General features: G+C 68.5%; 8 protein-coding genes. 5 read left to right on the forward strand and 3 right to left on the reverse strand.

Annotation, left to right across the window (positions count from 1 at the left end; all coding sequences use genetic code 11):
- Both C8P69_RS22635 and C8P69_RS22640 read right to left on the reverse strand, forming a co-directional pair.
- Positions 1–204: hypothetical protein (locus C8P69_RS22635; protein ID WP_146167433.1), on the reverse strand; the 204-nt coding region annotated here is incomplete at its 3' end.
- A 138-nt stretch (positions 205–342) separates the two neighbouring features.
- Positions 343–1,782 carry a TolC family outer membrane protein gene (locus tag C8P69_RS22640; protein WP_108179704.1) on the reverse strand — a complete coding sequence of 480 codons (1,440 nt, stop codon included), beginning with the start codon at positions 1,780–1,782 and terminating at the stop codon, positions 343–345.
- Positions 1,783–1,944: 162 nt separating this feature from the next.
- On the opposite strand from C8P69_RS22640, the gene C8P69_RS22645 reads away from it, so the two are divergent.
- The 5 genes from C8P69_RS22645 to C8P69_RS22665 all read left to right on the forward strand — a co-directional run bounded on the left by C8P69_RS22645 (position 1,945) and on the right by C8P69_RS22665 (position 9,470).
- Positions 1,945–3,216 (forward strand): efflux RND transporter periplasmic adaptor subunit, encoded by a 1,272-nt coding sequence (locus C8P69_RS22645; protein ID WP_146167434.1) that lies wholly within the window; start codon positions 1,945–1,947, stop codon positions 3,214–3,216.
- 11 nt (positions 3,217–3,227) lie between these two features.
- The gene (locus C8P69_RS22650; protein WP_108179706.1) at positions 3,228–6,377 is read left to right on the forward strand and encodes an efflux RND transporter permease subunit; all 3,150 of its coding nucleotides are present in this window, start codon (positions 3,228–3,230) and stop codon (positions 6,375–6,377) included.
- 64 nt (positions 6,378–6,441) lie between these two features.
- On the forward strand, positions 6,442–7,113 hold the full coding sequence (locus C8P69_RS22655) for a response regulator transcription factor (protein ID WP_108179707.1): 672 nt from the start codon (positions 6,442–6,444) through the stop codon (positions 7,111–7,113).
- Positions 7,110–8,474 (forward strand): ATP-binding protein, encoded by a 1,365-nt coding sequence (locus C8P69_RS22660; RefSeq protein ID WP_108179708.1) that lies wholly within the window; start codon positions 7,110–7,112, stop codon positions 8,472–8,474. The genes C8P69_RS22655 and C8P69_RS22660 overlap by 4 nt, the downstream gene beginning before the upstream one ends.
- A gap of 177 nt (positions 8,475–8,651) precedes the next feature.
- Positions 8,652–9,470 carry a hypothetical protein gene (locus tag C8P69_RS22665; protein ID WP_146167435.1) on the forward strand — a complete coding sequence of 273 codons (819 nt, stop codon included), beginning with the start codon at positions 8,652–8,654 and terminating at the stop codon, positions 9,468–9,470.
- Positions 9,471–11,457: 1,987 nt separating this feature from the next.
- On the opposite strand, the gene C8P69_RS22675 is transcribed toward C8P69_RS22665, so the two are convergent.
- On the reverse strand, positions 11,458–12,765 hold a 1,308-nt coding region (locus C8P69_RS22675; RefSeq protein ID WP_146167436.1), incomplete at its 5' end, for an efflux RND transporter permease subunit.

A 12,765-nucleotide genomic window follows, 5' to 3' on the forward strand; every position in this document is an offset into this window, starting at 1 on the left:
GCCCCAGAGGAACCCCTCGATCGTGTCGCGCGGCAGGGTGTGGAAGCCGATGGCCGGCGCGACCACCGACAGGATGGCGTGGGTCAGCGCCAGGGTCCAGAAGACGCGGCCGCCATGCCGCGCCAGCAGCGCTGCCAGCGAGGCCTGCGGCACCACCGCGGCGAGCTGCGGCTCCGAGCGCCAGAGAACGGGAGAAAGGGACAACGGGGTGGCTGCCAGAGGAAGGAACAGGCGATCGTCCATATGGTTATTCGATACCTCGTTCAATCATTCGGACGAGAAGGATGAGCGACATTTGGACGCCCATCTCATCGCGTCGGAGTTCAGTGCTTGACACTTGAATCATCTCGCGATCAGCGGGGGTACCGTCCGGAGGTCCCGCCAGGAATCGAAGCGGACCTGCATGTCTGGCGGGGGCTGGGGCTCTGCGAGCGGTTTGGCACGGATGCCGAGATCGTTGAGCCCAAGCCGGCCGACGGCGGCGAGCAGGGTGAAGGCCGCTACCGCCCGGTCGCCTGTCGCCTGGGCCAGGCGCGCACGAGCCGCCACTGCGTCCTGCTGCGCATTCAGCAGCTCCGTCACGGTCCTGATCCCTTGCTCGAGCTGCCTGCGGATGCCCTCGACGGTCGCTTCACCGGCGCGCACCTCCTCGCTTGCCGCGCGGATGGCGATGCCGGCCGTGTCGAAGCCCACGCGGGCGCCATAGGCTGCCGAGCGGGCCTGGAGACGGGCACTGTCGAGCTGCAACAGCGCGACCCCTACCAGCTCCCGGTTCTGCCGGACCTGCGCCTCCGGTCCGCCGCCGGCATAAAGGGGCACGGTGACGCGGCCGACAACCTGCAGGCTATCGACGCGGCGTGTGCTGCTGTCGGTGTCATAGTCGCGCGCCGCCTGGCCCTGCACGCCGACCTGCGGGAGCATCTGGCCCTGCGCAACGCGCACAGCGGCATCTGCGGCCTTTACGGCTTCGGCCGCGGCGAGCACGGCTGGATTGTCGTGCCCCGCCTTGTCGCGCGCGATGTCCCGGCTCGCCGGCAGCAGGCGATCGACGACGGGCGTGGGGCGCAGGCGTTCGCCCGCGGGCGCGCCGACAAGCTTGGCAAAGCGGTCGCGGGCAATGACGAGATCGGCCTGCACCGCATTGAGGTCGGACAGGCCGCGGGCGAGACGGGCTTCGGCCTGCGTCACGTCGGTGGGCGTGGCGACACCGGCGGCGAGCCGGGTGCGGATGGTGGAGAGCGTCGTCGTCAGGAACTGCACGTTCTTCTGCTGCACCTCGACCAGGGCAAGGCCGGTGCGCACGGCGATGAAGGTGGTGGCGACGTCGAGCAGCACGGACTGTTCGGTCGCCCGCAGCTGGAAGCGCTGGGCGGCCGTCAGCCGTTCGGCCTGCACGACGTTGTTCTGGGTGCGCCAGCCGTCGAACAGGGTCTGCGTCGCTGTCAGGGCCACGCCACGCTGGGCGAGGGTGGAGCCGCCGAAGGGCGTGTCGGCGCCGCGCAGCAGCGAGCGGGTGGCGAGCACGCCGGCATAGGCCGTGGCGCTGACCTGCGGCAGCATGGCGGCGCGGGCCTGGGGCTCGGCTTCGCGGACGGCGCGGACCTGGGCGCGCTGCGCCTGGATGTCCGGGTTGATGCGCCAGGCGCGGATCATGGCCTCCTCCAGCGAGGAGACGGTGGCGGTGCGCGGCGCCCGCTCGGTGGCCCCGGCCGGCATCGCGAAACCGACGAGAAGGCCGAGGGCCGGCGCCACGCGGCGCGCTGAGACGAGGAACCGGACCATCGCTGGAGACCATCCCGGGAGAACGGATGAAGGCCGACGCTATAGCCACCCCAAGCTGACAATGCGCTGACTCCCCCCGTCAGGCCGGTGTCAGGTGACGGAGAGTAAGACAGCGCTTCCCTCGTGCGCCCGCGGCGCGCTCCTCTCCTGTCCGGCTCCCCCATGACCCACGTCCAGAAGTCCCCGCGATCCCGGCGCCTCGTCATCGTCGCCGTCGCGGTGCTCGCCCTCGCAGGCATCGGCGGATGGATCGGCTATCCGCTCATGGCGCCGCTCTGGGCCGCCCGCGAGCCCGCGGCCGCAGCCGCCGCCCAGGGCCCCCGTGGCCCCGCCTCCGCCCCGGCAGCGCCGCAGGACGTCGCCCTCTCCGACCAGGAGCTGCGCAGCCTCACCATCGAGGCGATCGCCATGCGCTCCTTCCGGCCGCGCATCGTCACCGAGGGCAAGATCGCCACCGACGAGGACCGCGCCAGCCCGGTCTTCTCGCCCTATGCCGGCAAGATCGTGCGCATCCTCGCCGCCCCCGGCGACATCGTCCGCCAGGGCCAGGTGCTCTTCATCATCGAGGCGACCGACATGGTCGCGGCGCAGAACGACTTCGTCGCCGCCGTGTCGAACCTCGAGAAGGCGCGCACCGCGCTGCGCCTCGCCGAGATCAACGAGCGCCGCCAGCGCGACCTCTACCAGGGCCGCGCCGCGCCGCTGCGCGACCTCGAACAGGCCCAGGCGGACCTGAAGGGCGCGCAGGCCGACGAGCGCTCGGCCATCGCCGCCCAGCTCGCGGTCGAGAACCGCCTGCGCATCCTCGGAAAGACCGACGCCGACCTCGCCCAGCTGCGCGAGCGCGGCACGATCAGCTCGGAGACGCCGATCCTCGCGCCGACCGCCGGCCTCATCGCCCAGCGCAAGATCGGCCCCGGCCAGTTCGTCCAGGGCGGTGGCGGCGACCCGCTCTTCCTCGTCGACGACACCGCCCATGTCTGGCTCGTCGCCTATGTCCGGGAGGGCGACACGGCCGCCATCGACATCGGCGACGAGGTGGCCTTCCAGGTCCTGTCCATGCCGGGACAGACCTTCACCGGCACGGTGAACCACGTCTCCAGCATCATCGACCCGGCGACGCGGCGGCTTTTCCTGCGCGCCAGCATCCCCAATCCGCGCGGCCTGCTGAAGCGCGAGATGTTCGCTTCCGTGACCATCTTCACCGAGAAGGGCAGCGACTGGCCGGCCGTGCCGCGCCGCGCCGTCATCCGCCAGGGCGCCGACGCGCATGTCTGGGTGGTGAACGAGGCTGGCCGTGCCGCCATCCGCGCGATCAGGACCGGCCTCGTCCAGGACGGCTTCGTCCAGGTCACCGACGGGCTGGCGGCCGGCGAGCGTGTCGTCGTCCAGGGCAGCCTCTTCCTCGACCAGATGGTCGCGGACGGCCGCTGAGGATCGCAGCGATGAACGCCGTCGTCTCCTTCGCCCTCGATCGTCGCGTCCTGGTGGTGCTCGCCTTCCTGCTGGTTCTGGCGGGCGGCGGCGTCGCCTTCACCAAGCTCAACATCGAGGCCTATCCCGACCCCGTCCCGCCGCTGGTCGACATCATCACCCAGTCGCCGGGCCTCTCGGCCGAGGAGGTCGAGCGCTACATCACCATGCCCATCGAGAACCAGATGGCCGGCGTGCCCAACATGAAGGTGCTGCGCACGACCTCGGTCTTCGGCCTCTCCGATGTCAAGCTGCAGTTCACCTACGACTACACTTACGACCAGGCGCTGCAGCAGGTGCTGAACCGGCTGGCGCAGCTTCCGACCCTGCCGGGCAACGTCCAGCCGCAGATCTCGCCGCTGAGCCCGATCGGCGAGATCTTCCGCTACCGTGTCGTCGGCCCGCCCGGCTATTCGCTCACCGACCTGCGCACCATCCAGGACTGGATCCTCTCCCGCCGCTTCAAGGCGGTGGCCGGCGTCATCGACGTGACCGGCTGGGGCGGCACCTCCAAGACCTACGAGGTCACCGTCGATTTCCAGAAGATGATGGCGGCCGGCCTCACCCTGCCGCAGATCATGCAGGCGCTGCAGAACGCCAACATCAATGTCGGCGGCAACACCATCGAGATCGGCCCGCAGGCGGGCGTCGTGCGCGGCGTCGGCCTGATCCGCTCGACCGACGACATCGAGGCGACGCTGCTGACCCAGTCCGCCGGCACGCCGGTGCGCATCCGCGACATCGCCACCGTCACGGTCGGTCACCTGCCCCGGCTCGGCATCGCCGGCATGAACGAGATCGACGACGTCGTGCAGGGCATCGTGCTCATGCGCCGCGGCGAGAAGAGCATGCCGACGCTGGAGCGGGTCGAGGCCGAGGTCCACCGCATCAATGCCGGCGGCGTGCTGCCGCCCGGCGTCAGGATCGAGCGGCTCTACGACCGCAAGGAGCTCATCTCCATCACCACCCACACGGTGATGCACTCGCTCGTCTTCGGCGTGCTCTTCGTCTTCCTCGTGCAGTGGATCTTCCTCGGCAATCTGCGCAGCGCCATCATCGTCTCGGCGACGATCCCCTTCGCGCTCTTCACCGCCGTCATCATCATGGTGCTGCGCGGGGAATCCGCGAACCTCCTCTCGGTGGGCGCACTCGATTTCGGCCTCATCGTCGATGCCACCGTCATCATGGTGGAGAACATCTTCCGCCATCTCGCCGAGCGGCACGAGGCGCCGGCCGGGGTCGACGAGGAACAGGGCCGGCTCGGCACCATCCTCACCGCCGCGGCGGAGGTGGTCGGCCCGATCTTCTTCTCCTCGGCCATCATCATCGTCGGCTTCCTGCCGCTCTTCATGCTGTCGGGCGTCGAGGGCCACATCTTCTCGCCAATGGCGAAGACCTACGCCTATGCCCTCGCCGGGGGCCTCTTCGCCACCTTCACCGTCACCCCGGCGCTCTCCGCCGTCCTCCTGAAGGGTCACCTGTCGGAGACCGAGACCTTCGCGGTGCGGGCGATCCGCCGCGTCTATGAGCCGATGCTCGAGACGATCATCCGCGGCCGGCTGCTCGTCATCGCCGCGGCGGTGATGCTGCTGGTCGTCGCGGCCATCGGCGCGCGGATGCTCGGCCTCGAATTCCTGCCGAAGCTGGAGGAGGGCAACATGTGGGTGCGCGCCACCTTCCAGCCGACCATCTCGCTGCAGGAGGGCAACGCCTATGTGAACCGCATGCGGCGCATCATCGCCGACGTCCCGGAGGTGCAGACGGCAATCTCCCAGCAGGGCCGCCCCGACGACGGCACCGATGTCGCCGGCTTCAACAATGCCGAGGTCTTCGTGCCGCTGAAGCCCTTCGAGCAGTGGCGTCCGGGCATGACCAAGCCGAAGCTGATCGAGGAGATCAATGCGAAGCTGTCGGACGCCCTGCCCGGCGTATCCTTCAACTTCTCGCAGTATCTCGAGGACAATGTCGCGGAGGCCGCCTCGGGCGTGAAGGGCGAGAACTCGATCAAGCTCTTTGGCAACGACCTGCAGCAGCTGAGCCGCACGGCGCGCGAGATCCGCGATGCCATCCGCGACGTGCCGGGCGTGCAGGACCTCGCCATCTTCAACATCCTCGGGCAGCCCACCGTCGAGATCGAGGTCGACCGCGAGAAGGCCGGGCGCTTCGGCCTCCAGCCCGGCGACATCAACACCGCGATCAAGACGGCGATCGCCGGCGACACGCCCGGCGCCCTGTTCGAGCGCGGCTCCGACCGCCGCTTCCCCATCTATGTGCGCCTGGCCGAGCGCTACCGGGCGAGCCCCGAGGCCATCGGCGAACTGCGCATCGGCGCCAGCGACGGCAATGGCGGCACGATGCAGATCCCACTGCGCGAGGTCGCAACCGTCCGCCTCGTCTCCGGCCCCTCGACCATCTACCGCGAGGGCCAGCAGCGCTACATCCCCATCAAGTTCTCCGTCCGCGGCCGCGACCTCGGCAGCACCGTGCTGGAGGCGCAGCAGCGGGTGGCGAGCCAGGTGAACCTGCCCTTCGGCTCCCGCCTCGAATGGGTCGGCGAGTTCGGCAACCTCCAGGACGCCATCGCCCGCCTCCAGGTCATCGTCCCCATCACCATCCTGCTCATCGCCCTGTTGCTCTATGCCCATTTCGGCTCGCTGACCGACACGCTGCTGGCGCTCAGCGTCATCCCGCTGGCGCTCGTCGGCGGCATCCTGGCGCTCGCCGTCACCGGCACGCCCTTCGGCGTCTCGGCGGCCATCGGCTTCATCGCCCTGTTCGGCATCTCGGTGATGGAGGGCATCCTGGTGATCGTCTATTTCAACGCCATGGTCGACCAGGGCCTCGCCATCCATGCCGCGGTGATCGAGGCCTGCCGGGTGCGCCTGCGCCCCGTCCTGATGACCTGCGTCGCCGCCTGCGTCGGCCTCCTGCCCGCCGCCATGTCGACGGGCATCGGCAGCCAGGTGCAGCGCCCGCTCGCCTTCGTCGTGGTCGGCGGGATCATCCTCGCGCCGGTGCTGATCCTGCTCATCCTCCCCGCCCTCATCGCCGTCTTCTCGCGCCGCAAGCCGGCCGCGGTGAAGGAAGGCGCCGGTGCGGTGGTCGTTCGCCCGGCCCATTGATGCCGGGGGCCTGGCGGCGGCATCATCGTCGGGGCCGGGAGGCCGGAGCGACAATGAGGATGGCATGAGGGTGCTGGTCGTCGAGGACGAGGCGCGGATCGCCGACGACATCCGCGCGGCGCTGGAGGCGGCGGGCTTCGCCGCCGAGATCGCCGCCGACGGCGAGGACGGCTGGTACCGCGCCGACAGCGAGGATTTCCAGGTCGTGGTCCTCGACCTCGGCCTGCCGCGCCTCGACGGGCTCACCGCGCTGCGCCGCTGGCGGGCCGACGGGCGCACCATGCCGGTCATCGTGCTGACCGCCCGCGACGGCTGGCGGGAAAAGGTCGAGGTCATCAATGCCGGCGCGGACGACTACCTGACCAAGCCCTTCCACGTGGAGGAGCTCGTCGCCCGCGTCCGGGCGCTGGCCCGCCGCGCCGCCGGCCAGGCCGGTCCCATCGTCAAGGTGGCAGGGCTCGAGATCGACACCCGCAGCCGCACCGTCAGCATCGAGGGGCGGCCGGTCGCGCTCACCGCCTTCGAATATCGGCTGCTCAACCACCTCGCCTCCCATGCCGGGCGCATCGTCTCGCAGGCCGAGCTGACCCTCGCCATCCACGGCCAGGACAAGGAGCACGATTCCAACGCGCTGGAGGTCATGGTGGCGCGGCTGCGCAAGAAGATCGGCGGCGTCATCCAGACGAGGCGCGGCCACGGCTACGTCATCGACACCGCCGTCGGGTCCGGCCGATGACCCGCTCCATCCGCGTCCGCTTCGCCTGGGCCGCCGTCGTCGCCATCGCCGTGGCCCTGGTGATTGCCGGCGTCGCGGTGAGCCTCATCTTCGAGAGCACCCTGCGCTCGCGCGCCGCGGCCGAGATCGGCGATGACCTCGCCGCCCTCGCCCGCAGCGTCACCACCGGTCCCGACGGCCGGCTCAAGGTCGACATCGTCCTCTCCGACCGGCGCTTCACCCTGCCGCTCAGCGGCTTCTACTGGCAGGTCGGCCGCACCGATGTGGAGGTCGCCTCGACCTCGCTGGGCGCCTTCCGCTTCCCCTTCCGCGCCCGCCTGCCCGCCCCCGAAGAGGTCGTCGTCTATGAGCGGGAGGGGCCGCAGGGCCGCGGCATCATGGTGTTCGAGCGGCTGGCGACAAATCCCGTCGCCGGCGGTGAGCCGGTCCGCGTCGCGGTCGGCCTCGACCACAGCGAGCTGGACGAGGCCCGCCGCCAGTTCACGCTCTATGCGGCGGCGGCGTTGGCCGTGCTCGGCCTCGCGCTGCTCGCGACGCTCTGGCTCGCCAATGGCGTGACGCTGGCGCCGCTCTCCGCCTTGCGCGACGCGCTGAACCGGGTCCATCGCGGCGAGCGCGACCGCATCGACGGCGACTTTCCCGAGGAGGTTCAGCCGCTGGTCGACGACCTCAACACCCTCCTCTCTACCCGTGACGCCGACCTCGACGCCGCCCGCGCCCGGGCCGGCGACCTTGCCCATGGCCTGAAGACGCCGCTCGCCGTGCTCAGCACGCTGGCCCGGCGGCTGCGCGGAGAGGGGCAGACGGCCATCGCCGACGAGATCGACATCGAGGTCGTCAGGATGAGCCAGCATGTCTCGCGGGAGCTGATGCGTGCGCGCGCCAACATCCGCGCCTTCCGCCGCACCAAGGCGACGCCCGTCCGGCCCATTGTGGATTCGCTGGTCAACGCGTTGGCCGTCCTCTCCGAGGGCCGGACCATCGCCTATGCCGTCGACATGCCCGACGACCTGCAGGTGGCCATGGACGAGACCGACCTCATGGAGGTGCTGGGCAACGTCATGGACAATGCCCGCAAGTGGACGCAAGGCCAGGTGCTGGTCGAGGGCCGCGCCGTCAACGGCTCGGCGACCATCATCAGCATCGAGGATGACGGGCCGGGCCTCCCCGACATCGACACCTTCACCATCGAACGCGGCCGCAGGCTCGACGAACGGATCGACGGGCACGGCCTGGGTCTCGCCATCGTCCGCGACCTTGTCGAGGTTTATGGTGGCGACGTCACATTCGCGCGCTCCCGGTTTGGTGGCCTCAAGGTGGAACTGGCACTCGCTGGCGGTGGCCGGTCGCGCGAAGGTTGACAGGCGGCTCGCCCTGCATGGGGGGACCGGCCGACAGGTAACATCCATGGATCTGGTCTGCGCCGCGGTCCGCCGCGACGCCCGGTCATCCGCTATTGTTTGAAGCGGTTGATGGCAGGAGGCGACGACAAGGATGGGGCCATCCGTTCGTCCTGACTTTCGCTCGGCGCCTTAATCTTGGCAGGAGTAACTCCGGCGCAGCCGCAGGCAATCTGGCTGAAGACCTGGGCGCAGCTGACCGCGCCCGGTTGCGCGGTCTATTCCAACTCGTCGAATGCCCAGGGCATGGTCGGCCTGAACTTCTCCAACCTGTCCGCCCAGGTCATCTGCTCGGCTGGCGGAAAAGTCGGTGCCAAGGCCAATTTCACCCCCGATCCCATCACGAATTGCCCGCAACTGCGCGACCCGCTCGCCTCCCGTCCACCGCCCGCCGTCGGCGGCTGCAACCAGCGCAACATAGTCATCTCGGGAGGGAGCACCACGCTGAGGCCCGGCGTCTATTGCGGTGGCTTAAGGATCACCCAGGGGGCCAATGTGCGCCTTGCGCCCGGCGAATACGTCAGCAAGGACGGTTCCCTCTGGATCGACGGCGGCGCCTCGCTCAGCGGGACCTATGTCGGCTTCTACCTGACAGTGGCGGGCAGCACGATCAACTTCGCGGCTCGCAGCTCCATCAGCCTCTCCGCGCCCCGCGACGGAGCGCTGGCCTCCCTGCTGTTCGTCGAGGACCGGGCCGCCGCGGTCGGCCGCCGCCACCTCATCAGCAGCGATGACGCGCGCATGCTGCTCGGGACGATCTACCTGCCCAACGGCCGCCTCAGGGTCGATGCCAACAAGCCCGTGGCCGACCAGTCGGCCTACACGATTATCGTCACGCGCTGGATGGGGCTCGACGCCGGGCCGAACCTCGTGATGACCGCCCGCTATGGGGCGACCGACGTGCGGGTGCCGACCTCGATCGGCGTCGTCGGGACACAGGTCCAGCTGGCTGAGTAGGCGTCTGTTTTTAAAGATGAGGCGTTCCCGATGCTGTCGAGGCGTGCGATCAGCCAGCCAGCATCGGTTTGGCGCCGCACAAGCGGAGCCCGGTTTCTTCGATCGAAGCCGACATTGTGCACGACTTCGGCACCTTGAATGGAAGCAACGATTTTGGCATGCGAGGGTATATGCGCCGGACATTTGCAGTAGGACACCATAAGACAGATCAATGCCCCCCGCGGCGGTGCATAATTCTTGATTTCTGCCGAAGCCGCCCGAGCCCATAGCAGACATTTTCAGCTTCCGCTTCGGGCGCAGAAACTGCTGGCCTCTGCGTCAACTTCGCTCCTCCATTGCACACTCTGGCCTCCTAGATTGCAGCGGACATTGAGGGTGGCACCCCACGCTCCTCGAGTGCCACCCGATGTGGAGTGACCTTCACAGCCGCCATACTGAAGCGAACCGGAATTTGCCCTGCGTCGGTGTCGGAACGGGGATGATCGGTTCTGGTATGTGCAGCTAGACCAGCCAAGAGCGTCGCGGTTTTTCCCGATTGAGTTTTCTAGGGCTGCCTTCGGAAACACTGATCACCCCCGGCTTCTGAGGAAGCGCCCAGGGCCAACGGCCGCTTGTGATGGATCAGACAATTTGGTCTTGCGCTGCTTGCTGGATGCGCCTTCCGCCTGAGATCTCACCATCTGTTAGGGAGGGCCACCTCATGTTCTTGATGGGCTGGCTCCAACGCGATCGCCGGGCTGGTGGCTTAGCGGTACGAAGCCGAGGGCCTGATTGAGACGGGATTCCGCGAGACCAAGCGAAGTCGCTGCCTCAGCTGAGGCACGGGCGGCCTCCAGTTGCAGCTGTTGAATGCGGAATAAGTCAAGCGCACTGAGGGCGCCGCTTCGAAAAGCGGTTCGCGCTATCGCGAGCTGCTCGTTGGCAAGACTGAGGCGTGTACGGGCCAGGCCGGCGATTTGACGGGCTGAGTCGCGCGCAGCGACTGCTGCCGCAATTCCGGCATCAATTCGGCGGCGCTCGGCAGCAAGGTTAGCCTCTGCCTCGGTAAGGCCAGCACGTGCTTCAGCTCGGCGCGGCGCATTTCGAGCTTCGGTAGCCAAGGGTATGCGCACACGAATGCCCGTTGTTTCCGCGCTTCCACCAGCGCCTGCCTCCGTACGGCCGAAGAGCCCAATCTCAGGATTCTCGATCGGCGTAGCCTTGACCAGTCGCATTTGAGCGCTTGCCCGGGCAACGGATGCTCGGGCCGCATCAGTTGCCGGATGGTCATCTGAGTTACGGCGAGGGACGGCCCGCTCGAGCACCCCGGTGGGTATTCCACCGGCGGTGAGTACCGAATAGGCCGTTCGCGATGCCTTGGCAGCAGCATCGGCTTCACGCAACGCTTGTTCCGCCGCTGCGACCTCGCCACGTGCAAGGAGATCGTCAGCGGGCGCCGACGTTCCCGCCGTGATGCGGGCGGCTTGGTCTCGCTGGATATCTCGGGCGGTTGCGAGGCGATCTCGGGCAAGGCGCCAATCGCGCTCAGTTCGAACTGCCTGCCACCACGCTTCACGGACCGCACCAGCGACTTCAAGCCGCCGCAGTCTCAGCCTCTGGTCGATCTCGGCTAGCGACGAGGTGACCACTCCGCCAAGAGCCTCGCGCTGGCCCGGAAGCCATATTGGCACGCTGCCCCCGACCTCAAATTCACGGCTCACTCCAGGACCACGCGTGTTGGACCGAATACTGCCTTCGATAACGGGTGAACCGGCGATGGGCGAAGCGACCGTTACTCCGCGTGCGGCGGCAGCTTCGCGTTGAGCCGCTAGCGTGCGGAACACAGGGTCAATTGAAAGAGCCTGTGTAAGGTGCCGCGAGAGGATCTCGGCACGAGCGGTAGCTGGTGTGAACATCAGCAGTGCCAGTAGCGGTGCTAGGGTGACTCGGAACATACAGCGCATCCTTTAGGCAGTATCGAATTGGCTAATCGCGCCTTACTTGCCCGTCACGGTAGAGGCCCAGCAGGAGCAAGGGGGGAGCCTAGCGTCGAGGCCAGGGATACGGACTTGCCATCCGTGTCGTGGTGCACCGATGTGGCTGAAGCGCTGCAACCGCTCTCCGGGGCCGCGAGCCGCGCGTCATGCGCGGCCTTCTCCGCCGGCGCGCAGCCGAACCGCTCGTAGAGGATCGGCAGCAGGACGAGCGTCAGCAGCGTCGCGGTGAACAGGCCGCCGATGACCACGATGGCCAGAGGCCGCTGGATCTCGGCGCCTGGTCCGGTCGCGAACAGGAAAGGCACCAGTCCAAGCGCCGCGATGGTGGCGGTCAGAGCCACCGGACGCAGGCGCCGGCGGGCGCCTTCCAGCACCGAGTCGCGGAAGGTGAGCGTCCCGCGTGCCACGACCTCGTTGATGTAGGAGACGAGGACGACGCCGTTGAGCACCGCGATGCCGATCAGCGCGATGAAGCCGACCGAGGCGGGGACCGAGAGGAATTCGCCGGAGGCCCAGAGCGCCACGATGCCGCCGATACTGGCGAAGGGCACGATGCAGAACACCAGCAGCGCCTGACGGAGCGAGCCGAAGGTCATGTAGAGCAGCAGGAAGATCACGCCGAGCGCGATCGGCACGACGATGGCGAGGCGGGCCGAGGCGCGCTGCTGGTTCTCGAACTGGCCGCCCCAGTCCAGCGTGTAGGCCGCGGGGATGCGCACCGAGGAGGCAACCGCAGCCTCGGCATCGGCGACGAAGGAGACGAGGTCGCGGCCGCGGACATTGGCGAGCACGGTGGCAAAGCGCTGGCCCTGCTCGCGGGTGACCTGGATCGGTCCATCCTCGAGCCGGATCTCCGCGACCTGGCCGAGTTCGACCGTGCCGCCCGTCGGCGTGACGAGCTGGACGCGCTCGAGGTCGGCCGCCGATTCCCGCAGGGCCTGCTCGCCACGCAGGACCAGCGGCGTGCGGACCGTGCCCTCCAGCACGATGCCGAGCCGGCGGCCGTCGACCCAGACGCGGATCGCCTCCTGCACTTCCGTGGCGTTGAGGCCGAGACGGCCGGCCTTCAGCCGGTCGATGCTGACGGTCAGGTACTTCATGCCGCCGTTGCGCATGGCGAAGACGTCCGCCGCACCCGGCAAGGCGCGGATGCGGGCGGCCGCCTCGGCGGCGATGCGGTTCAGCTCGTCGATGTCATCGCCGAAGACCTTCAGCACCACGTCACCGCGGGCGCCGATGATCATCTCCTGCACGCGCATGTCGATCGGCTGGGCGAAGGCGTAGGAGATGCCGGGCATGGCGTCGAGAACCTGACGGAT

The organism is Phreatobacter oligotrophus (genome assembly GCF_003046185.1).
GTDB classification, from domain to species: domain Bacteria; phylum Pseudomonadota; class Alphaproteobacteria; order Rhizobiales; family Phreatobacteraceae; genus Phreatobacter; species Phreatobacter oligotrophus.